The sequence below is a fragment of the Pseudomonas sp. P1_F7 genome, from assembly GCF_056405655.1.
Genome location: NZ_JBFUBR010000029.1, coordinates 23,160 through 44,634, shown reverse-complemented (window position 1 = coordinate 44,634; position 21,475 = coordinate 23,160). Strand labels below are relative to the sequence as shown.

The window sequence follows — 21,475 nt, the reverse complement described above, 5'->3', positions numbered from 1 at the left end:
AGCCCACACAGGTCTCTGGCTGACGACAACCGGTCTGACCGGCAGCGGGTTATTGTGATTTTCTGACCCGCAGGTACCACTCGGACAGTAGTCGTACCTGTTTGTCGGTGTAGCCCCGCTCGACCATCCGTGTGACGAAGTCGTTGTGTTTTTGCTGGTCCTCTTTGCTGGCCTTGGCATTGAAGCTGATGACTGGCAGCAGGTCCTCGGTGTTGGAGAACATTTTCTTCTCGATGACCACCCGCAGTTTTTCGTAGCTGAGCCAGGTCGGGTTCTTGCCGTTGTTGTTGGCCCGGGCACGCAGGACGAAGTTGACGATTTCGTTGCGGAAATCCTTCGGATTGCTGATGCCGGCCGGCTTTTCGATTTTCTCCAGTTCTTCGTTCAGCGCTACGCGATTGAGGATTTCTCCGGTTTCCGGGTCTCGGTATTCCTGGTCCTGGATCCAGAAGTCGGCGTACAGCACATAACGATCGAAGATGTTCTGGCCGTACTCGCTGTAGGACTCGAGGTAGGCTGTCTGGATCTCCTTGCCGATGAATTCGATGTAGCGCGGTGCCAGGTACTCCTTGAGGAAGCGCAGATAGCGTTCGCGGGTCTCCGCCTGGAACTGTTCCTGTTCGATCTGTTGTTCCAGCACGTAGAGCAGATGCACCGGGTTGGCGGCAATTTCGTGCGGATCGAAGTTGAACACTTTCGACAGGATCTTGAACGCGAACCGGGTGGAGAGACCGTTCATGCCTTCATCGACACCGGCGTTGTCGCGGTATTCCTGGATCGACTTGGCTTTCGGATCGGTGTCCTTGAGGTTCTCGCCGTCATACACGCGCATCTTCGAGTAGATGTTGGAGTTTTCCGGCTCCTTGAGGCGCGAGAGCACGGTGAACTGAGCCAGCATCTTCAGGGTATCCGGTGCGCAATGCGCCTTGGCCAGCGAACTGTTGAACAGCAGCTTGTCGTAGATCTTCACTTCGTCACTGACCCGCAGGCAGTACGGCACTTTGACGATGTAGATCCGGTCGATGAAGGCTTCGTTGTTCTTGTTGTTGCGGAAGGTGTGCCACTCCGATTCGTTGGAGTGGGCCAGCAGGATGCCGGTGAACGGAATCGCGCCGAGGCCTTCGGTACTGTTGTAGTTGCCTTCCTGGGTGGCGGTCAGCAGTGGGTGCAGCACCTTGATCGGTGCCTTGAACATTTCGACGAATTCCATCAGGCCCTGGTTGGACCGGCACAGTGCGCCCGAGTAGCTGTAGGCATCGGCGTCGTTCTGTGGGAATTCTTCCAGCTTGCGGATATCGACCTTGCCCACCAGTGCTGAGATGTCCTGGTTGTTTTCATCGCCCGGTTCGGTCTTGGCCACCGCGATCTGGTTGAGGATTGACGGATAGAGTTTGACCACGCGGAACTGGCTGATGTCGCCGCCGAATTCGGCCAGGCGTTTGGTGGCCCATGGTGACATGATGGTGTTGAGGTAGCGCCGTGGAATGCCGAAGTCTTCCTCGAGGATCGCGCCATCTTCGGTGGCGTTGAACAGACCCAGGGGCGACTCGAAAACCGGCGAGCCCTTGATGGCATAGAAGGGCACTTTTTCCATCAGTTGCTTGAGCTTCTCGGCCAGGGACGATTTACCGCCACCAACAGGGCCGAGCAGGTAGAGAATCTGTTTCTTTTCTTCCAGGCCCTGAGCGGCGTGGCGGAAATACGACACGATCTGGTCGATGCATTCTTCCATCCCGTGGAAGTCTTCAAAGGCCGGATAGCGGCGGATCACCTTGTTGGAAAAGATTCGCGACAGTCTCGAGTTGGTCGAGGTGTCGAGCAGCTCCGGTTCTCCGATGGCCAGCAGCAGACGCTCGGCGGCGGAAGCGTAGGCGCTGCGGTCCTTTTTGCACAGCTCCAGGTACTCTTGCAGAGAGAGTTCTTCCTGGCGTGTGGACTCGAAGCGTTGTTGGAAGTGGCTAAAGATACTCATGACGTCACCTCGCTCGATACGTGGAGCCGACGCCGGATCATTCAGTCGATGCTGGCAGCAACCGAACAGGCGGTTGCTGTTTACCCCCCAGAACTCCCTCAAGGCTTACCGCCCCGAAAGCTACTCCCGATGACCCGTGCGCCGGTGTACCGGCTCTCCCCTGTTTTGGATGGCCTGCGCTTAAGGATAGTTGGGAATTCGGCAGGTAAAGGCGAGATACGTAATTGTTTGTGGCAGACCGTTCGTCTGCCACCGCGCCAGCCCGCGGGGGCCGGGGCCTGCAACGTTACAAAAAAATTATTCGGAGGTGCCTTGCGCCGTTTCCGCAGGATACGTCGTACGCCACAACTCAAATCCGCCATCCATGCTGTAGACGTCGGAGAAGCCCTGGCTGATCAGGTAAGCGGCCGCGCCCTGGCTGGAATTGCCGTGATAGCAGACCACCACGGTCGGTGCATCGAGGTCGGCACCCTGGATGAAGGCGTGCAGGGAGTGATTGTCCAGATGCTTCGAGCCTGCGATGTGCAGGGCGGCAAAAGTGGCCGGGTCGCGGACGTCGACCACCACTGCGCCTTGTTCGCGCAGGGCCTGGGCCTGTTCCGGGGGGATACGTTTGAATTCGCTCATGGCGGGCTCCTGTGGCTCGGCAGAATGGGCAGTCTAGCGCGGGGCGCTGGCTGACGATGTTTCGGGAGTGGATGAGGCGACTGGCGGCACGGCATGACCGTGTTCGTCGCATTTGCAGGACAGGCGCTCACCGCTGTCGACGTTCATCAGGGTCAGGGCGCCGCCCCAGACGCAACCGGTGTCGAGGGCCGAGATACCCGGCTCGTCGCACTTGCCTTCAAGTGCTGCCCAGTGACCGAAGAGGATTTTCAGATCCTTGGTCTTGCGTTCCTTGTGCTGGAACCAGGGCTTGTAGCCAGGTGGTGCGGTATCGAGGCCTTCCTTGCTCTTGTGGTCGAGTTTGCCTTCGGCGGTGCAAAAACGCATGCGGGTGAAATAGTTGGTGATCACCCGCAGGCGCGTCACGCCTTTGAGGTCGTTGTCCCATTTCGCCGGATCGTTGCCGTACATGCCATCGAGGTAGGGCGGCAACAGGTTGTCGTCACGCAAGGCCGTCTCGACTTCGGCAGCACACTTCAAGGCTTTGCGCAGCGACCACTGGGGTGGAATGCCGGCATGGACCAGTGCAATGTTGCGCTGTTCGTCGTAGTGCATGAGCTTTTGCTGGCGCAGCCATTCGAGTAGTTCGGCGCTATCCGGCGCTTCAATGATCTCGCGCAGGGTATCGGCCTTCTTCAGGCGTTCGATGTTGCGTCCGGCCGCCAGCAGGTGCAGGTCGTGGTTGCCGAGCACGCACACCAGCGATTCGCGAATGCTGTAGAGGAAGCGCAAGGTTTCCAGAGACTGCGGGCCGCGGTTGACCAGGTCGCCCACCAGCCAGAGGCGATCCTGCTGCGGATCGAAAGAGACTTGCTTGAGCAGGCATTGCAACGCTTCAAGGCAGCCTTGCAGGTCACCGACCGCGTACGTTGCCATCAGTGCAGGGCTCCGGGCACCGCCAGGCGGAAGGGCGCGATGATGGCATCGAAATGTTTGCCGTCGTCGGAAAGCATCTGATAGGTGCCTTGCATGGTGCCGACCTTGGTGGTCATGACCGTGCCGCTGCTGTAGGTGTGGCTCTTGCCGGGGTCGATCAACGGCTGCTGGCCAACCACGCCTGCGCCTCGCACTTCTTCGACATGCCCGTCACCGTCGGTGATGACCCAGTGCCGCGAAAGCAGTTTGGCGGGAAACTGGCCATTGTTTTGCACGGTGATGGTGTAGGCGAAGGCAAAGCGGTCGTGCTCGGGTTGCGATTGTTCTGCCAGATAGCGGGTGACGACGCTGACGTCGACCTGATAACGAGGATCGGACATGCAAAGGGCCTTAAAAACGAAGCGGGACGCGGGGCGTAGCTGATTGAGTTCAGTCTAGGCCAAGTATCGGGTAGTAGACCAGAGTGGCGTCCTACCCGATAGCGCTCTTCGCCTGTCAGTCAGCGGCAGGCTTTTGTGGCGCTTGCTCGCTGAGCTTGTCGGCCAGGCGCACGAAGGCTGCCAGGTCGAGTTGCTCGGGACGCAGGCTGCCATCGACGCCGGCGGCTTCGATTTCAGCATTGCTCAGCAACAGCTTGAGGGTGTTGCGCAGGGTTTTGCGGCGCTGGTTGAAAGCCTCGCGCACGACGCGCTCCAGCAAGCGGTGATCCTTGGCCGGGTGCGGCAGTACCGCGTGGGGTACCAGGCGTACGATGGCCGAGTCGACTTTCGGCGGCGGGTTGAAAGCACCCGGGCCGACGTTGAACAGGTGCTCGACCCGGCAGTGGTACTGAACCATGATCGACAGGCGGCCCCAGTCACCACCACCCGGGCCGGCAGCCAGGCGCTCGACCACTTCCTTTTGCAGCATGAAGTGCATGTCGCGAATCAGGTGCGAGTTGTGCAGGAGGTGAAAAATCAGTGGCGTGGAAATGTTATACGGCAGGTTGCCGACCACTCGCAGACTGCCTGGCGCGGCATTGAGGCTATTGAAGTCGAACTTCAGCGCATCGCCCTGATGCAGGTTGAAGTTGCTCTTGCCGGCAAACTGCTGGTTGAGAATCGGGATCAGGTCCTTGTCCAGTTCCACCACGTCGAGTTGCGCGCCGCTGCTGAGCAGGCCTTGGGTCAGTGCGCCCTGGCCCGGGCCGATTTCCAGCAGGCGATCTTCTGCCTTGGCATGAATGGAGCGCAGGATGCGGTCGATAACGCCGGCATCGTGCAGGAAGTTCTGGCCAAAGCGTTTGCGCGCCTTGTGTTGGTATTGCTCGGTCATAAACGGGTCTCGGCCATCTGGTAGGCGGTTTCCAGGGCGACTTGCAGGCTGCCGGTGTCGATCTTGCCGCTGCCGGCCAGGTCCAGGGCGGTGCCGTGGTCGACCGATGTGCGGATGATCGGCAAGCCGAGGGTCACGTTGACTGCCGCGCCGAAGCCTTTGTACTTCAGCACCGGCAAGCCCTGGTCGTGGTACATCGCCAGCACCGCATCGCAGTGCTCCAGATATTTGGGGGTAAACAGAGTGTCGGCGGGCAGGGGGCCTCGAAGGTCCATGCCCTCGCCGCGCAAGCGCTCTAATGTGGGTTCGATGATATCGATTTCTTCATGGCCCAGGTGTCCGCCTTCGCCGGCATGGGGGTTGAGCCCGCAGACCAGGATGCGTGGCCGGGCGATGCCGAACTTTTTTTGCAGGTCGGCGTGCAGGATTCGCGTGACGCGTTCCAGACGCTCCGGCGTGATTGCATCGGCAATCTCGCGAAGGGGCAGGTGAGTGGTCACCAGAGCCACGCGCAAACCGCGTGTGGCCAGCATCATCACCACTTGCGCGGTGTGGGTCAGGTCGGCGAGGAATTCGGTGTGCCCGGAAAAGGCGATGCCGGATTCGTTGATCACACCCTTGTGCACCGGCGCGGTAATCATGCCGGCAAAATCCCCGCTCAGGCAGCCCTGGCCGGCGCGGGTCAGGGTTTCCAGAACGAAGGCAGCGTTGGCCTTGTCCAGTTGCCCGGCAACGACCTTGGCATTGAGCGGTGTATCCCAGACATACAGACTGTTGGCTGGCGCAGGTGCATCCGGCCAGTTGTCCGGTGTGACCGGCAGCAAGTCGACAGCCACGCCCAGTTGCGCGGCCCGCTCAATGAGCAGGTCGCGGCTGGTAATGGCAATCAGGGGGTGAGGCTGGGCTTGCGAGGCGAGCAGCAGGCACAGGTCGGGACCTATGCCGGCCGGTTCACCGGGTGTCAGCGCAAAACGTTGAGGTTTCACTGCGCTGCCTGGTCGGCGCCAGGGAGTTTGATTTCCACGTACGCTTCGTCACGGATCTGACGCAGCCAGGTTTGCAGCTCTTCGTCGTATTTGCGGTTACGCAATACAGTCATTGCTTGCTGCTCGCGAGCCTGTGTGGTGCTGTCGGTGGCGCGACGGCCAAGGACTTCCAGAACGTGCCAGCCGTATTGAGTCTGGAACGGCTTGGACAGCTGACCTTGCGGGGTCTTGGCCATCACTTCGCGGAACTCGGGCACCAGCGCGCTCGGGTCGATCCAGTTCAGGTCGCCGCCGTTGAGGGCAGAACCCGGGTCTTCCGAGTAGCTTTTCGCCAGCTCGCCGAAGTCTTCGCCAGCCTCGATGCGGCTGTAGAGCGACTCCACCAGGGCCTTGGTTTTCGCTTCGTCGCGGATCGGGCTCGGTTTGACCAGGATGTGGCGCACATGCACTTCATCGCGCATCTGGGTCTCGCCGCCACGCTTGCCGAGGATCTTCAGGATGATGAAGCCGCCCGGGGTACGCATTGGCTGAGTGACATCACCCACCGGCATGGTGCTCAGCAGGCGATCGAACGGCGGAGGCAGTTGAGCGGCTTTACGCCAGCCCATGTCACCACCTTCCAGTGCGGTTTCGCTGGCGGACTTGGCGATTGCCAACTGACCGAAGTCAGCGCCTTGCTTGAGCTGCTGGTAAATCGCATCGGCCTGTTTGGCTGCATTCTGAATCGCGTCGGAGTTGGCGCTTTCCGGCGTTGGAATCAGGATGTTGGCAAGGTGGAACTCTTCGGACAGCTGCATTTTGCCCAGGTCGGACGCCAGGAAGTTCTTCACTTCCTGCTCGGAGACCTGAATGCGTTCGGCGACCCGGCGCTGGCGCACGCGGCTGATGACCATTTCGCGACGAATCTGCTCACGCGCGTCGTCGTAGGACAGGCCGTCGCGAGTCAAGGCGGCGCGGAACTGCTCGACCGACATGTTGTTGCGCTGGGCAATGGTGCCGACTGCCTGGTTCAACTCTTCATCGGTAATGCGGATACCGGAGCGATCACCGATCTGCAATTGCAGGTTTTCGACGATCAGGCGCTCAAGTACCTGCTGCTCCAGGACGCTGGCCGGCGGCACGGCAGAACCACGCTTGGCAATGGTTTGCTGAACATCATGAACGCGTTGGTCCAGTTGGCTCTGCATGACCACGTCGTTGTCGACGATGGCCACCACTTTATCGATGGACTGTACGGCGGCGCTGGCCGCCGTACTCAGGAACAGCGCGCCCAGCATCAGCGGGCGCAGACAATCAGAAAGCTTGGTCTTCACGTTCACGATAACCTTGAATGCCTTTGTCGAGGAAGCTCTCTGCCTTGGCGCCGGTGAGGCCGCCGAGTCCCTTCAGAACAATTTGGAGGAAGACGCCATGGTCGCCTTTTTCGTTTTGCGGTGCTTGCTGGCTGAACTCGTCATAATCAACGAAGTAGCGGTTGATCAGGCGCAGTTTCCAGCAGCAGCTGTCGTACTCGAAACCACCGAAGGCTTCCAGGGTACGGTTGCGGTTGTAGTCATACTGCCAACGGCTGATAGCGCTCCATTGCGGCACGATCGGCCAGATCACCGAGAAGTCGTGCTGCTGGATCTTGTAGTAATCCTTCACGAAGTCAGGCTGGCCAGGGGTGCCGTAGTCACCGCCGAACTGCCATTTACCGGTGTTCTGGTTGTAGATCACCTGGTCGTTACGATAGCGATAGCCAACGTTGACGACCTTGTTCGGGTTGTCTTCAGGCTGGTAGTGGAACATCGCGCTGCCCGAACGAGGGCTGCGGCTGTCCGGGTCCCAGTTGTAGTCGGCCGTGGTACGCCAGTCGCGGTTCCAGCGATACTCGTATTCCAGTGCATATGGGGAAACGCTGGCTTTGGCGTCGTCACGGTCGTTGAAGTTCACGCCTGGCAACTGGACTTCACGGTCCTTGAAGTACAAGGCCTGGCCGACACTGATGCGTTGACGCTCGAAACCGTTGTCTTCGATCCAGCGGCTGGTCACACCCAGGGACAATTTGTTCTCGTCGCCGACACGGTCGGAGCCGGAGAAACGGTTGTCACGGAACAGCGACGCAAAGTTGAAGGTGTATTCGCTGGTATCGAATACCGGGATGTCTTCCTGGTCGACCTCAGGCACGTACAGGTAGAACAGGCGCGGCTCGAGGGTCTGGCGGTAGTTCTTGCCGAAATACTGGGTATTGCGATCGAAGTATAGGCCGCTGTCGATGCTGGCGATCGGTACGCCGCGGTTCTGGTTGCTGTCAAATTGGCCGTTGAAATTTTTAGTCCCGGCTGCAGCTGCGGCTTGATCTTGAGCCACGATTTGACTTTTGCCGGTACTGTCCAGATCCAGTTGGTACTGGGTGTACTGGTACTTGAGCGTCGGTTTCAGGAAGCCGTAGGTCCAGTTCAATGGCAGGCTGACAGCCGGAGCCAGGTTGAGTCGGTCGCCATTGGCGCGAGCCAGGCCTTGAATGTTGTTATCAAGACGGGGAGAGCCAACGCCGTCTTCGTCAAAGTATTCCCCGTTCTGCAGATCCCGGTCAAACCGTACGACTTCGGTGTTGTACGTGAAATCCAGGCCTTCCGGATGATAAGGCAGCATACCGTCGAGGGTGATCTGCGGCAGGCGGTCGTACGGCGTAATGTTCGAAACGGTCGCCAGCTGAAAGGCCTGGGCATTTACGCGAGCGGTATAGCTGTCGCCGCGATAGGTGACGGAACCCTGCTGGTTCACGTAGTCCTGGCTTTTCACGCCAATCTGGTCGGTCTGCAGATCCTGGAAGTAATACGGATCGCTGATCTTGGTGTAGTCGACTTGCGTGAGCACTCGCGAGTCGAGGCCACCCTTGTGCTGCCAGTTGTACATGTAGCGGGTTTTTTCGGCGTCTGACTGCTTGTCGCGCTCGTCGCTTTCGTCGTTGAGGTACGCCGCACCGAACTGGCCTTCACTGGACTTGGTCAGGTAGCGGAATTCGCCTTCCATCAACAAACCGTGCTTTTCCATGTAGCGCGGGTACAACGTGGCATCGTAGTTCGGCGCCAGGTTGAAGTAGTACGGGGTGACCAGCATGAAGCCGGTATCGCTGCCGGTGCCGATGGTTGGCGGCAGGAAGCCGGACTGGCGACGGTCGTCGATCGGGAAATAGATGTACGGCGTGTACAGGACCGGAATGTCCTTGACCCGCAGCGTCACGTTGGTCGCCGTACCGAAGCCGGTGGCCGGGTTCAGGGTGATGTTGTTGCCCTTGAGCTGCCAGGCGTTGCTGTTCGGTTCGCACGTGGTGTACGTACCGTCCTTGAGGCGGATGATCGCGTTCTCGGCACGTTTGGCGTACAGCGCATTACCGCGGACGCGGGATTTGTGCATCACGTATTCGGCGTTGTCGACCTTGGCTTCACCGGTGTCGAGCTGCACGTCGGCGTGGTCGCCGACGATCAGCGCGCCGTTGTCGCGAATGCGCACGTTGCCGTTCAGGTCGCCACGGCTCTCGGCCTGGTACAGGTTGGCTTCGTCGGCTTCGACCTGCATGCTGCCCTGACGCATGACAACGTCGCCGGCCAGGGTCGCGACCTGCTCATCCTGCTTATAGCGGGAGGCTTTTGCACCGATAAAGGTGGGTGCGTCACTTTTATTCGTCTTGTCATTCATGCCAGGACGAATCGGTTCGATATAGGAACCAGAGCAATAAGGACCGGTTTCGGCCAATTGTGCGGCGGTGAGCTGCTCGCGCGGAACCCAGTCGAGGTGACTGTAGTCTGCGCTACGCGACTTCAGGCCACGGCCTTTGGATTCGGTGACCAGCGCGGGTTTGGCGCCAGAGTCTTCGCTGGAACCGTTCTCGGCCGGGGCTTCGCCGGTGGCGGAAACTGCGCCGCCGTCATGGACGGGGCGCGGTGGCAATGCAGCAGCCGGCGACTTTGGCGCACAGTCCCAGGAACCCGAAGCAGAGACTGAGCAGTCAAACTGTTCCGCGGCGACCACGTAGGAAGTGGCGAGGGGTTGCAGCGCCAGCAAACTGCCGGTAACCAACAACGGAAATTTTTTACGAAACGCGGGGGATTTCAATGCCATCTTATTAGTCCGGGCTTCCTGCGTGCCATCTGCCCGCGGTGTGGGCCGCACGCCTCTCGATGGTCTGAAAAAGATGCTGGATAATAAAGCATGACCCGCTTGACGGCTAGCGCCGTCGGAGACCCTTGCAATGCCTGATCAAGATGTACGCTTGCAACACCTGAAAGTTTGGCTCGATGAACAATTGGCGACCCTTTTTGCCGAGCAGGGCTGGGGCGACGTACCCCCGGCCACGTTGACTGCGGCCAGCAGTGACGCGAGTTTTCGGCGGTATTTCCGTTGGGAAGGCGGTGACAAAAGTTTCATCGTGATGGACGCGCCGCCACCCCAGGAAAACTGTAAACCCTTCGTGGATATCGCCTTTTTGCTGGCGAAATCCGGAATAAATGTGCCGAAAATTTATGCCGAAGACCTCGAGCGCGGTTTTCTTTTGCTCAATGACCTGGGCAACAAGACCTATCTGGACGTCATCGACAGCGAAAACGCCGACGATTTGTTCGAGGATGCCCTGCAAGCGTTGCTGGCTTTCCAGCAGTTGCCGATGGTTGCGCCGCTGCCGAGCTATGACGTGGCCTTGCTGCGCCGCGAGCTGGAACTGTTCCCCGAGTGGTACGTGAAGCGCGAATTGGGCATCGAATTTGACGCGGCGCAGCAAGTGCTCTGGCAGCAGGTCAGCGAGCTGTTGATCGACAGCGCCCTGGCACAGCCAAAAGTCCTGGTGCATCGCGACTACATGCCGCGCAACCTGATGCTCAGCGAGCCCAATCCCGGAGTACTGGATTTCCAGGATGCGGTGTATGGCCCGGTGACCTACGACGTGACCTGCCTGTTCAAGGACGCCTTCCTCAGCTGGCCGCAAGAGCGCGTGCACGGCTGGCTCGAAAGCTACTGGCAGCAGGCGGGCGCCCTCGGTATTCCGGTTCAACCCGAGTTCGAGGACTTCCTGCGTGCCAGCGACTTGATGGGTGTGCAGCGTCACCTGAAAGTCATCGGTATTTTCGCGCGCATCTGTCATCGCGACGGCAAGCCGCGTTATCTGGGCGATGTGCCGCGTTTCTTTGCCTACATAGAAGCTGTGATCGCCCGTCGCCCTGAACTGGCCGAGCTGGATGTGTTGCTGGCCAGTCTGCGTGCCGGAGTGAAAGCATGAAGGCAATGATTCTGGCCGCGGGCAAAGGCGAGCGCATGCGCCCGCTGACCCTGACCACGCCAAAACCGCTGGTTCGTGCCGGCGGCGTGCCGCTGATCGAATATCACCTGCGAGCGCTGGCTGCCGCCGGGTTCACCGACATCGTGATCAATCACGCCTGGCTCGGTCAGCAGATCGAAGACTATTTGGGCGATGGTTCGCGCTATGGCGTGAGCATTCAGTACTCGGCGGAAGGTGAGCCCCTGGAAACCGGCGGCGGGATTTTCCGCGCGTTGCCGTTGTTGGGGGATGAAGCGTTTGTCGTGGTCAACGGCGACATCTGGACCGACTACGACTTCAGCGTGCTGCATCAGCCCATCAATGGCCTGGCGCACCTGGTGCTGGCCGGCAACCCGCCCCATCATCCGGCCGGGGACTTCAGCCTGGTCGGAACCCAGGTGCGCGACGGTCAGCCGCGGGCCCCTACCCTGACTTACAGCGGCATCGCCGTGTTGCATCCGCAGTTGTTCGACGGTTGCACCGCGGGGGCCTTCAAGCTCGCGCCGCTGTTGCGCAAGGCCATGGCTGACGGTCAGGTGACCGGCGAGCAATTGAGGGGGCACTGGGTCGATGTCGGCACTCACGAGCGTCTGGCCGAAGTTGAAACATTAATAGAAGCGAGCCGCTGACATGCTGTGGCCAGGGACTCTGATTGGAGCCGGAGCGGGTTTTGCCATAGCCAGCATTCCGGGGGCCTTGCTTGGCGCGTTGTTGGGGCAGGCGCTGGACCGGCGCTTGCACCTGCAGAGCTGGGGGCACTTGCGGGAAAAGCTGGGCGGTCGCCCGGTGTTGCGTAACGATGAATTGCTGTTTGTCCTGTTGGGGCGCCTGGCCAAGTGCGACGGCCAGGTGATGGCCGGGCACATCGATCAGGCACGAGCGGAAATGCGCGCGCTGGACATGTCCGAACCGGCCCAGCGTCGTGCGATTGCCGCGTTCAATCGCGGCAAGTCGGGCCGCGACCGGCTACGCGGTTATCTGCGTCGCCTGAGTGCCCAGCCCCATGCGGCAGAAGGCGTGTTGCGCGCCTGCTGGCGGATGGTCTGGGCCGATGGTCGTGCCGGCAGCAGTGAGCGTGAAATGATCGGTCAATGGGGCAAGTGGCTGGGCTGGACGCCGCACCAGGTGCAGGCGTTGGCCCACGACTATGAACCGCAGAAACGGCCATTGGGCAGCAGCGTGCCAAGTTATCAGGACGCGTTAAGGCTTTTGGGGGTGTCGGCCACCACTGAACCGGCGCAGATCAAGCGTGCCTATCGGCGCCTGCTCAGTCGTCATCACCCGGACAAGATTGCTGGCAGCGGGGCGACGGCGACGCAGGTTCGTGAGGCCACCGAGAGAACGCGTGAATTGCATAACGCCTACACGCTGATTCGGGAACGGCGGGATTTTCGCTAACTAGTGCTACCGCTATCGCGAGCAAGCTCGCTCCCACAGGTTTTGTGTCGTACGCAATTTTGTGATCGGCATAAAACCTGTGGGAGCGTGGCTTGCCCGCGATGAAGGCGACGCGGTCAGTCTGTCGCAGGCTGCGGATTCAACCAACCCCGCACCCGCCGGAATAGTTGCTCCTGTTCGGCCTTGGTATCGGGCAACGCCTTGAGCGCGACCTGGCTGAATGCCGGTGACTTCAAGCGCTTGCTGGCTTGCAGGCGCTCAAGTGCTGCGTTGCGATCCGGCGCTTTGTCCTTGTAGAAAATATCCGCGGTCGGCAGTTTCAGGGTCGGGGTCAGCTCCGCCAACTCGGGCTTTGCTGCTGCTGGTGTCCGGGCGGCGACCATCACCAGCTTTTCGACCTGCGATGACTGCTTCTCGCTCAGGTAGCGCGCGGCCCAATAGGCGCCGGAACCATGCCCCAACACCACGATATTGCGGGCGCTTTGCTGTTCGGCGAAGGCGAGCGCGGCGTCGATCCGGGCGAAGATGCGCTCGGCGTCTGCCTTGGATTGCTCTTCGGTGGTTTCGGCGATGGTCTTGTCGGCCACATCGGCCTCGCCACCGGCCACCTGTTCGATGGGGGCCGCGGTGGTCGAGTCTTTACTGCCGGTTTCGGGGGCCTTGGGAGCAGGCGTCCCTTCTACGATTCGTGGCGCAATGGCATCGCTTTGCAGATCCGGCAAGGTGATGCTCAGGCTGCTCCACTCGGCGTCCGGCAATTTGCGCCGCAAAGGGCCGACCGCTTGCGGCCAGTCAACGGTTTCGCCGGCGCCCGGGATGATAATCACCGCGCCTTTGGGTTCGGCGGTATTGGCCGGTTTCCACAAGGCCAGAAACGTGTCGGTGCCCGCTTGCAGTTGTTGCTGTTCCTGAGCCGGGATTCTTCGCTCAAGTGCATTCGCTTCTTCCTGACTACGCTCAGGCAGCGGCTGACGTTCGAGTGGTTTTTCTTCGGCGGTTTTTTCATCAGCGGCAGGCGCCGGGTCGGCCGCCTCGACGGAAAAAACGCAAGGCAGGATCAGCGACAGGCACAATGCTGGCAGTGCCAGGCGGTAGACAGGGGGCATTGGATATTCCAGGCCAGAAGTTGTTCCGGCAGCCTAATGGGTTGGTCATTATTTGTCAGTGTGTGAGAGTTCAATGATGCGTTTTCGCTGCCTGTGGGTTATCGGCTGTTTGTGGTTTCCCTTGATGGGTTGGGCGGCCGCCGCGCCTCCGGCGCCTGTTGCCCAACTGTCCCCGAAACAGCAGCACTGGCTGGCGCAGCAGGGCGAGTTGCGGGTCGGCGTGGTGCTGCAGGCGCCCTATGCGCAATACGATCGTCGCTTGCAGCGCCTGTCCGGGGTGAACGTCGAGTTGATGAAGTGGCTCGCAAAAAACCTCAATGTCGAACTGAGCTGGCGCAATTTTCCCGACCTTGAACAATTGGAAGCCGCGGCCCGCGAGGGCGAAATCGACATCGCCCCGGGGTTGACTCAAACCCCTGGCGGGTTGCGCCTCTGGCAGTTTTCCGACCCCTACATGCGGGTGCCGCAATTGGTGGTCAGCGACCAGAAAAGCGCCGGTGCGGTCGAGCTGGAAAAGCTCGACAGCCAGACCCGCGTCGCCGTGCGCATGCCCAGTGCCATCGCCGATTACCTGCGCGGCAACTACCCGCACCTGAATCTGCAAGGCGTACCGATGGAACGCCAGGCATTGCAATTATTGGTTGGCCAGCAGGCGGCTTATGCGGTGATCGATGAGGCGCAGCTGGGACGCTTGTCGGTCGAGCCGGAGTTTGCCGGGTTGGTGGTAGTCGGGGATGTCGGCCTGCCGCAGCTGTTGCGGGTGGCCACGCGCCGCGACAAGCCGGAGCTGGTGGGCATCGTCGAAAGTGCGTTGCGGGCGATCCCGGCCAAGGATCTGGAACAACTGCACAATCAATGGTTGCAACCCAAGTATCCGCGACTCACCGAGTCCCCGGGGTTCTGGCAAAACCTCTGCCTGTTGCTGGTCGTGCTGACGTTGAGTTGCATGGCCATCGTGTTCTGGCAGCGGCGCCAGCAGCACAGCCTGGAACAACGCCTGCTGGCCGCGCAGGAAGACATTGCCTTGCGTGCCGCCAGCGAGGAGGCATTGCGGCTCACTCAGTTTTCCATCGATCAAAGCACCGTCGGCATCCTCTGGGTCAACTGGGACAGCCACGTGCGCTATGCCAACCATGCGGCAGAAAGCATGCTCGGCTACCTGCCCGGCGGGATCATCGATCGGCCCTTGATCGATTTCGAACCTGGCCTGCACATGGACCGCTGGCTCAATCTGTGGAAGCGCGCCCGGGCCAGTGAAGACGGCCCGCAAAGCTTCGAAACCAACTGCGTGCGCGCCAACGGTAGCATTCTGCCGGCTGATGTCTCGTTGAGCTTTCTGCGCTTTCGCGAAGGCGAATACCTGGTGGTTTACCTCAACGACGTCACCGAGCGGCGCCGCGCCCTGGCGGCCTTGCAGGAAAGCGAGGCGAGGTTGCAAGGCATCGCCGCCAACGTTCCGGGGCTGGTTTTCCGCCTGGAGCGGGCGCCGGTGACCGGCCAGATCGACTTTGCCTACATCAGCGAAGGCAGCGAAAGCCTGGTGGGTTACTCGCCGGCCACGCTGGCGCATCGCGACAAAGGCTTGCGCAGCCTGGTGCATCCGGATGACAAGGCCAGTTATCACCAGACCCAGGATCATGCGCTGGATACCGACAGCGACTGGTCGTGGCAGGGGCGAATCCTCACGCGTCAGGGCGAGCAGCGTTGGGCTGAAATCAAGGCCATCACCCGTCAGCTGGAAGACGGCGCCTATGTCTGGGACGGGATCGTCTGGGACATCAGCGAGAGCAAGCGCATCGAACTTGAACTGGCCAGCTCCCGGGAACAACTGCGTGAGTTGTCCGCGCACCTGGAAAGCGTGCGCGAAGAAGAAAAAGCGCGCATCGCCCGGGAAGTTCACGATGAGTTGGGTCAGATGCTCACCGTGTTGAAGCTGGAAACCTCCATGTGCGAACTGGCTTACGCGCAACTTGATCCGGGCCTTAACGAGCGCCTGGGCAGCATGAAGCGCCTGATCGCTCAACTGTTCCAATTGGTTCGCGACGTGGCGACCGCATTGCGCCCGCCGATTCTCGATGCCGGTATCGCCTCGGCCATCGAATGGCAGGCCCGGCGTTTCGAGGCGCGCACGCAGATTCCGTGTCTGGTGCGGGTACCGGACAACTTGCCGGTGCTCAGCGATGCCAAGGCGATCGGTTTGTTCCGGATCCTTCAGGAAGCGCTGACCAATGTCATGCGCCATGCCCAGGCGCATACTGTCGAACTGACACTGGCGCTGGAAGGCGACGAGTTGTGTCTGACGGTCAGCGATGATGGCGTAGGATTTGTCGCCGCACCTGGCAGGCCAACGTCTTTTGGGATCGTCGGAATGCGTGAGCGGGTGTTGATCCTGGGCGGTGAGTTATCCCTTGAGAGTGAGCCGGGTGAAGGCACCTCCTTGAGTGTGCGCGTTCCTCTGGATGCAGCCTGATGTTTATCTATTGTTTGCTCTGACGTCATCGCGAACCTGCTCGCGATAGATCTTGAACCTGGAGAAGAACGTGATCCGTGTACTGGTAGCCGAAGACCACACCATCGTTCGCGAAGGCATCAAGCAATTGATCGGCCTGGCCAAGGACTTGCTAGTGGTGGGGGAGGCGAGTAATGGCGAGCAGTTGCTCGACACCTTGCGTCATGTGCCCTGCGAAGTGGTGTTGCTGGACATCTCCATGCCGGGCGTCAACGGCCTGGAAGCGATTCCGCGGATTCGCGCCCTGAACAATCCGCCGGCGATCCTGGTGTTGTCGATGCACGACGAAGCGCAGATGGCCGCCCGGGCGCTGAAGGTCGGGGCTGCGGGTTATGCGACCAAGGACAGCGACCCGGCGCTGTTGCTGACGGCCATTCGCAAAGTGGCGTCAGGCGGGCGCTATATCGATCCGGATCTGGCCGACCGCATGGTTTTCGAGGTCGGTCTTACCGACTCGCGTCCATTGCACTCGTTACTCTCCGAGCGCGAATTTTCCGTGTTCGAACGCCTGGCCCAGGGCGCCAACGTCAACGACATCGCCCAGCAACTGGCGCTGAGCAGCAAGACCATCAGCACTCACAAGGCGCGGCTGATGCAGAAGCTCAACATCACCTCGCTGGCGGAACTGGTGAAGTACGCGATGGAGCACAAGCTCCTCTAAACAACACCGCGCTCCCACAGGGATCTGCATTAGCTATGTATTGGTGCACATATCCAATAACGACGTGCCTGATGAGCCGCTTTTGCCATTACTTGCGGCTTGTAGCTGATCGCTGCCCCTGCATTTGCCAAAACGCGCCATTCTTGTAGGGCAATCCCTACCCCAAGCCTTCCATCCGGCTGAGGCGAATCTCTCTTGCCCCCCGATTTGCGCGGTCCCCAGCGTCCACTAGGCTTAATCCCACAGCAGTCATCAATAACAAAGGTGTGGGTATGAGCCAGGTCGATTCAAGCGCAGGGGCCAATGATGTTCTGGTCAGCTTTCGTGGAGTGCAGAAGAGCTACGACGGCGAGAACCTGATCGTCAAAGACCTCAACCTGGACATTCGCAAAGGCGAATTCCTCACGTTGCTCGGGCCGTCCGGCTCCGGCAAGACCACCAGCCTGATGATGCTCGCCGGCTTCGAAACACCGACCGCGGGCGAAATTCTGTTGGCCGGGCGCGCAATCAACAACGTGCCGCCGCACAAGCGCGACATCGGCATGGTGTTCCAGAACTACGCCTTGTTCCCGCACATGACGGTAGCCGAGAACCTGGCGTTCCCGCTGACCGTGCGCGGCATGAACAAGAGCGACGTCAGTGCCCGGGTCAAGCGCGTGCTGAGCATGGTTCAGCTCGATGCCTTCGCCCAGCGCTACCCGGCGCAGCTTTCCGGCGGTCAGCAACAGCGTGTGGCATTGGCCCGTGCGCTGGTGTTCGAGCCGCAACTGGTGCTGATGGACGAACCCCTCGGCGCGCTCGACAAACAGCTGCGTGAACACATGCAGATGGAGATCAAGCACCTGCACCAGCGCCTGGGCGTCACCGTGGTCTACGTGACCCACGATCAGGGCGAAGCCTTGACCATGTCCGACCGTGTGGCGGTGTTCCATCAGGGCGAAATCCAGCAGATCGCTCCGCCGCGCACCCTCTACGAAGAACCGAAGAACACCTTCGTCGCCAACTTCATTGGCGAGAACAACCGCCTCAATGGCCGACTGGTCAGCCAGAACGGCGAGCGCTGCGTGGTCGAGCTTGGTCGCGGGGAAAAAGTCGAAGCGCTGGCGGTCAACATCGGCCAGACCGGCGAGCCGGTGACCCTGTCCATTCGTCCGGAGCGGGTGAGCCTCAATGGCTCCAGCGACCAATGCGTCAACCGCTTCTCCGGGCGAGTCGAGGAATTCATCTATCTGGGCGACCACGTCCGGGTTCGCATGGAAGTCTGCGGCAAGACCGACTTCTTCGTGAAACAGCCGATTGCCGAGCTTGATCCCTCGCTCGCCGTCGGCGACGTGGTACCGCTTGGCTGGCAGGTCGAACACGTTCGCGCGCTCGACCCACTTCTAGAGGCGCATTGATCGCCCCGGCAATACCAACACCAACCCTGCACGTGGAGAGAACAATAAATGTTGAGATCCCTGAAATTCACCGCTTTGGCACTGGGCATGATGGGCGCGGCACACGCAATGGCGGCCGGCCCGGACCTGACCGTGGTGTCCTTTGGCGGGGCGAACAAGGCGGCTCAGGTCAAAGCCTTCTACGCACCGTGGGAAGCGGCAGGCAACGGCAAGATTGTGGCCGGCGAGTACAACGGCGAAATGGCCAAGGTCAAGGCCATGGTCGATACCAAGAGCGTTTCCTGGGATCTGGTAGAGGTTGAATCGCCGGAACTGTCCCGTGGTTGCGACGAAGACATGTTCGAACAGCTTGATCCGAAGTTGTTCGGCAAGACCGAAGACTACGTCAAGGGCGCCATCCAGCCTTGCGGCGTGGGTTTCTTCGTGTGGTCGACCGTGCTGGCCTACAACGCCGACAAGCTGAAAAGCGCACCGACCAGCTGGGTGGATTTCTGGGACACCAAGCAGTTCCCGGGCAAGCGCGGCCTGCGTAAAGGCGCCAAGTACACCCTGGAATTCGCACTGATGGCCGACGGCGTTGCGCCGAAAGACGTCTACAAAGTGCTGGCCGGCAAGGACGGTCAGGACCGCGCGTTCAAGAAGCTCGATGAGCTCAAGCCGAACATCCAGTGGTGGGAAGCCGGCGCACAACCGCCGCAATACCTTGCTTCCGGTGACGTGGTCATGAGCTCGGCCTACAACGGCCGGATCGCTGCCGTGCAGAAAGAAAGCAACCTGAAAGTGGTGTGGAACGGCGGTATCTACGACTTCGACGCATGGGCCATTCCAAAAGGCCTGGACAAGGCACGGGCCGAAGCGGCGAAGAAGTTCATCGCTTACTCGGTGATGCCACAGCAGCAGAAGACCTACTCGGAAAACATCGCCTACGGCCCGGCCAACACCCAGGCCGTACCGTTGCTGACCAAGGATGTCCTGAAAGACATGCCGACCACCCCGGAAAACATCGCCAACCAGGTGCAGATCGATGTCAGCTTCTGGGCTGACAACGGCGAGCAACTGGAACAGCGCTTCAACGCCTGGGCTGCGAAGTAATCCTTCGCCTGTAGGAGCTGCCGAAGGCTGCGATCTCTTAACTTTGCCTTTCCAAGATCAAGAGATCGCAGCCTCGTTGCACTCGACAGCTCCTACAGCGGCAGGTGTGTTTCATGAGTGTTGATGTAATGCGGCATCACCGTGGGTGGTGCCGCCCATTCAAAGATTCCCGGAGTACGTCATGGCTATCGCCGTTCCCCTGAACGAGGGCACCAGCCCCACCTTGAAGCAGCGGCTCAAACACGCCGAGCGGGTCAACCGCTGGAAGGCCCAGGCGTTGATCGCGCCGCTGGTGCTGTTTCTGTTGCTGGTGTTCCTGGTGCCGATCGTGGCGCTGCTCTACAAAAGCGTTGGCAACCCGGAAGTGGTCGGCGGCATGCCGCGCACCGTGACCGCCATCGCCAGTTGGGACGGCCGCGGCCTGCCCGCTGAACCGGTTTACAAAGCAGCGGCCGAAGACCTCGCCGAGGCTCGCAAGAATCAGACCCTGGGCGATCTGTCCAAGCGCCTGAACATGGAACTGGCCGGCTACCGCAGCCTGCTGACCAAAACCGCTCGCGCCTTGCCGCTCGCCACTGAGCCGGCTTCTTATAAAGAAGCGCTGGAAGGCCTCGACGAGCGTTGGGGCGACCCGGCCTACTGGCAAGCGGTACGCCGCAACACCAGCAGCATCACCCCGTATTACCTGCTGGCGGCCGTCGATCATCGCATCGACGACCTCGGTGAAATCGCCCCGGCTACCCCGGATCAGGCGATCTACCTCGACATCTTCGCCCGCACCTTCTGGATGGGCCTGATCATCACCGTGATCTGCCTGGTGCTGGCGTATCCCCTGGCCTACCTGTTGGCGAACCTGCCGTCGCGGCAGAGCAACCTGCTGATGATTCTGGTGCTGTTGCCGTTCTGGACCTCGATCCTGGTGCGGGTCGCGGCGTGGATCGTGTTGCTGCAATCCGGTGGCCTGATCAACAGCGGCCTGATGGCCATGGGCATCATCGATAAGCCGATCGAACTGGTGTTCAACCGTGTCGGTGTCTACATCTCGATGGTGCACATCCTGCTGCCGTTCATGATCCTGCCGATCTACAGCGTGATGAAAGGCATCTCGCCGACCTACATGCGCGCCGCGATTTCCCTCGGCTGCCATCCGTTCGCCAGCTTCTGGCGGGTGTACTTCCCGCAGACCTATGCCGGTGTCGGCGCCGGTTGCCTGTTGGTTTTCATCCTCGCCATCGGCTACTACATCACCCCGGCATTGCTGGGCAGCCCGAACGATCAGATGGTCAGCTACTTCGTCGCCTTCTACACCAACACCAGCATCAACTGGGGCATGGCGACCGCACTGGGTGGGCTGTTGCTTCTGGCGACCGTGGTGCTTTATCTGATTTACAGCTGGCTGGTGGGCGCAAGCCGCCTGCGCCTGAGCTAAGGGGAGAACGAAATGCTGAGTCCTTATATGTCGCCCATCGAACGGGTGTGGTTCTACAGCTTGCGGATTCTCTGCGGCTTGATTCTGTTGTTCCTGATCCTGCCGGTGCTGGTGATCATTCCGCTGTCGTTCAACTCGGGGAGTTTTCTGGTCTATCCGCTGCAAGGCTTTTCGCTGCACTGGTACCAGGATTTTTTTGCCTCGGCGGAATGGATGCGTTCGTTGAAAAACAGCATCATCGTGGCCCCGGCAGCGACGGTACTGGCGATGATCTTCGGCACGCTGGCGGCGATCGGCCTGACCCGAGGCGATTTCCCGGGCAAGCCGCTGGTGATGGCGCTAGTGATTTCGCCGATGGTGGTGCCGGTGGTGATCATTGGTGTGGCCAGTTACCTGACCTTCGCTCCACTGGGATTTGGCAACAGCTATACCTCGCTGATCGTCGTGCATGCCGTGCTCGGTGTCCCGTTTGTGATCATCACAGTGTCGGCGACCTTGCAGGGGTTCAACCAGAACCTGGTACGGGCTGCGGCAAGCCTGGGCGCTTCGCCGCTGACCACGTTCCGCCGGGTGACCTTGCCACTGATTGCGCCGGGCGTGATCTCCGGCGCGCTGTTTGCCTTTGCGACTTCGTTCGATGAAGTGGTGGTGACGCTGTTCCTCGCCGGCCCTGAACAAGCGACCCTGCCACGGCAGATGTTCAGCGGCATCCGCGAAAACCTCAGCCCGACCATCGCCGCCGCCGCGACGCTGCTGATTGAACTACCTCATCGCGA

General features: G+C 60.4%; 17 protein-coding genes and 1 pseudogene. 9 read left to right on the top strand and 9 right to left on the bottom strand.

The genetic code is table 11. From position 1 onward, the window contains the following. Window positions 1-49 precede the first annotated feature (49 nt). From AC1D1M_RS30075 to AC1D1M_RS30040, 8 genes are all read right to left on the bottom strand, one after another. On the bottom strand, window positions 50-1,972 hold the full coding sequence (locus AC1D1M_RS30075; RefSeq protein WP_007993203.1) for a PrkA family serine protein kinase: 1,923 nt from the start codon (window positions 1,970-1,972) through the stop codon (window positions 50-52). Between the two features lie 297 nt (window positions 1,973-2,269). Next, window positions 2,270-2,599: a thiosulfate sulfurtransferase GlpE gene (glpE, locus tag AC1D1M_RS30070; RefSeq protein WP_007982657.1), complete on the bottom strand. Its 330-nt coding sequence runs from the start codon at window positions 2,597-2,599 to the stop codon at window positions 2,270-2,272. A gap of 33 nt (window positions 2,600-2,632) precedes the next feature. Next, the gene (locus AC1D1M_RS30065; RefSeq protein ID WP_477778492.1) at window positions 2,633-3,514 is read right to left on the bottom strand and encodes a symmetrical bis(5'-nucleosyl)-tetraphosphatase; all 882 of its coding nucleotides are present in this window, start codon (window positions 3,512-3,514) and stop codon (window positions 2,633-2,635) included. Beyond that, window positions 3,514-3,894, bottom strand: coding sequence for a Co2+/Mg2+ efflux protein ApaG (apaG, locus tag AC1D1M_RS30060; protein WP_477778491.1), 381 nt, complete (start codon window positions 3,892-3,894; stop codon window positions 3,514-3,516). The genes AC1D1M_RS30065 and apaG overlap by 1 nt, the downstream gene beginning before the upstream one ends. Window positions 3,895-4,009: 115 nt before the next feature. Next, window positions 4,010-4,828 (bottom strand): 16S rRNA (adenine(1518)-N(6)/adenine(1519)-N(6))-dimethyltransferase RsmA, encoded by an 819-nt coding sequence (rsmA, locus tag AC1D1M_RS30055; protein WP_103396625.1) that lies wholly within the window; start codon window positions 4,826-4,828, stop codon window positions 4,010-4,012. Beyond that, complete coding sequence (gene pdxA, locus AC1D1M_RS30050; RefSeq protein ID WP_477778490.1) at window positions 4,825-5,814, bottom strand: 4-hydroxythreonine-4-phosphate dehydrogenase PdxA; 990 nt, start codon at window positions 5,812-5,814, stop codon at window positions 4,825-4,827. The genes rsmA and pdxA overlap by 4 nt, the downstream gene beginning before the upstream one ends. Beyond that, the gene (surA, locus tag AC1D1M_RS30045; protein ID WP_477778489.1) at window positions 5,811-7,127 is read right to left on the bottom strand and encodes a peptidylprolyl isomerase SurA; all 1,317 of its coding nucleotides are present in this window, start codon (window positions 7,125-7,127) and stop codon (window positions 5,811-5,813) included. The genes pdxA and surA overlap by 4 nt, the downstream gene beginning before the upstream one ends. Further along, window positions 7,108-9,918 carry an LPS-assembly protein LptD gene (locus tag AC1D1M_RS30040; RefSeq protein ID WP_477778488.1) on the bottom strand — a complete coding sequence of 937 codons (2,811 nt, stop codon included), beginning with the start codon at window positions 9,916-9,918 and terminating at the stop codon, window positions 7,108-7,110. Before AC1D1M_RS30040 ends, surA begins: the two co-directional genes overlap by 20 nt. Before the next feature lie 130 nt (window positions 9,919-10,048). Here AC1D1M_RS30040 and AC1D1M_RS30035 point away from each other — a divergent pair, with 130 nt between their 5' ends. Genes AC1D1M_RS30035 through AC1D1M_RS30025 form a run of 3 tightly spaced genes read left to right on the top strand, consistent with a single transcriptional unit; the run spans window position 10,049 to window position 12,505 of the window. Continuing rightward, window positions 10,049-11,068: an aminoglycoside phosphotransferase family protein gene (locus tag AC1D1M_RS30035; RefSeq protein ID WP_477778487.1), complete on the top strand. Its 1,020-nt coding sequence runs from the start codon at window positions 10,049-10,051 to the stop codon at window positions 11,066-11,068. Next, entirely contained in the window at window positions 11,065-11,736 is a 672-nt protein-coding gene (gene murU / locus AC1D1M_RS30030; RefSeq protein WP_477778486.1) for an N-acetylmuramate alpha-1-phosphate uridylyltransferase MurU, read from the top strand. Before AC1D1M_RS30035 ends, murU begins: the two co-directional genes overlap by 4 nt. A 1-nt stretch (window position 11,737) precedes the next feature. Continuing rightward, window positions 11,738-12,505 (top strand): TerB family tellurite resistance protein, encoded by a 768-nt coding sequence (locus AC1D1M_RS30025; RefSeq protein ID WP_477778485.1) that lies wholly within the window; start codon window positions 11,738-11,740, stop codon window positions 12,503-12,505. Window positions 12,506-12,621: 116 nt separating this feature from the next. Here AC1D1M_RS30025 and AC1D1M_RS30020 read toward each other — a convergent pair whose 3' ends face one another. Beyond that, window positions 12,622-13,611, bottom strand: a complete 990-nt coding sequence (locus tag AC1D1M_RS30020) for an alpha/beta hydrolase family protein (RefSeq protein WP_477778484.1) — start codon at window positions 13,609-13,611, stop codon at window positions 12,622-12,624. A gap of 73 nt (window positions 13,612-13,684) precedes the next feature. On the opposite strand from AC1D1M_RS30020, the gene AC1D1M_RS30015 reads away from it, so the two are divergent. The 6 genes and pseudogenes from AC1D1M_RS30015 to AC1D1M_RS29990 all read left to right on the top strand — a co-directional run. After that, complete coding sequence (locus AC1D1M_RS30015) at window positions 13,685-16,081, top strand: PAS domain-containing sensor histidine kinase (RefSeq protein WP_477778483.1); 2,397 nt, start codon at window positions 13,685-13,687, stop codon at window positions 16,079-16,081. 70 nt (window positions 16,082-16,151) lie between these two features. Beyond that, window positions 16,152-16,781 carry a response regulator gene (locus tag AC1D1M_RS30010; protein ID WP_103396764.1) on the top strand — a complete coding sequence of 210 codons (630 nt, stop codon included), beginning with the start codon at window positions 16,152-16,154 and terminating at the stop codon, window positions 16,779-16,781. Window positions 16,782-17,053: 272 nt separating this feature from the next. Beyond that, the gene (locus AC1D1M_RS30005; protein WP_477778482.1) at window positions 17,054-18,178 is read left to right on the top strand and encodes an ABC transporter ATP-binding protein; all 1,125 of its coding nucleotides are present in this window, start codon (window positions 17,054-17,056) and stop codon (window positions 18,176-18,178) included. Window positions 18,179-18,226: 48 nt separating this feature from the next. Then, complete coding sequence (locus AC1D1M_RS30000; protein WP_477778481.1) at window positions 18,227-19,270, top strand: ABC transporter substrate-binding protein; 1,044 nt, start codon at window positions 18,227-18,229, stop codon at window positions 19,268-19,270. Between the two features lie 181 nt (window positions 19,271-19,451). Beyond that, window positions 19,452-20,699: an ABC transporter permease gene (locus AC1D1M_RS29995; protein ID WP_007980201.1), complete on the top strand. Its 1,248-nt coding sequence runs from the start codon at window positions 19,452-19,454 to the stop codon at window positions 20,697-20,699. 12 nt (window positions 20,700-20,711) lie between these two features. Further along, a pseudogene (locus tag AC1D1M_RS29990) lies at window positions 20,712-21,458 on the top strand (ABC transporter permease); the annotation flags it as partial. Window positions 21,459-21,475: the final 17 nt, after the last annotated feature.

Coding starts and splice junctions, on each gene's coding strand:
- AC1D1M_RS29995 (WP_007980201.1), top strand. CDS start 19,452: ATGGCTATCGCCGTTCCCCTGAACGAGGGCACCAGCCCCACCTTGAAG.
- murU (WP_477778486.1), top strand. CDS start 11,065: ATGAAGGCAATGATTCTGGCCGCGGGCAAAGGCGAGCGCATGCGCCCG.
- AC1D1M_RS30005 (WP_477778482.1), top strand. CDS start 17,054: ATGAGCCAGGTCGATTCAAGCGCAGGGGCCAATGATGTTCTGGTCAGC.
- AC1D1M_RS30065 (WP_477778492.1), bottom strand. CDS start 3,514: ATGGCAACGTACGCGGTCGGTGACCTGCAAGGCTGCCTTGAAGCGTTG.
- rsmA (WP_103396625.1), bottom strand. CDS start 4,828: ATGACCGAGCAATACCAACACAAGGCGCGCAAACGCTTTGGCCAGAAC.
- AC1D1M_RS30040 (WP_477778488.1), bottom strand. CDS start 9,918: ATGGCATTGAAATCCCCCGCGTTTCGTAAAAAATTTCCGTTGTTGGTT.
- apaG (WP_477778491.1), bottom strand. CDS start 3,894: ATGTCCGATCCTCGTTATCAGGTCGACGTCAGCGTCGTCACCCGCTAT.
- AC1D1M_RS30035 (WP_477778487.1), top strand. CDS start 10,049: ATGCCTGATCAAGATGTACGCTTGCAACACCTGAAAGTTTGGCTCGAT.
- AC1D1M_RS30015 (WP_477778483.1), top strand. CDS start 13,685: ATGATGCGTTTTCGCTGCCTGTGGGTTATCGGCTGTTTGTGGTTTCCC.
- AC1D1M_RS30025 (WP_477778485.1), top strand. CDS start 11,738: ATGCTGTGGCCAGGGACTCTGATTGGAGCCGGAGCGGGTTTTGCCATA.
- AC1D1M_RS30075 (WP_007993203.1), bottom strand. CDS start 1,972: ATGAGTATCTTTAGCCACTTCCAACAACGCTTCGAGTCCACACGCCAG.
- glpE (WP_007982657.1), bottom strand. CDS start 2,599: ATGAGCGAATTCAAACGTATCCCCCCGGAACAGGCCCAGGCCCTGCGC.
- AC1D1M_RS30020 (WP_477778484.1), bottom strand. CDS start 13,611: ATGCCCCCTGTCTACCGCCTGGCACTGCCAGCATTGTGCCTGTCGCTG.
- AC1D1M_RS30000 (WP_477778481.1), top strand. CDS start 18,227: ATGTTGAGATCCCTGAAATTCACCGCTTTGGCACTGGGCATGATGGGC.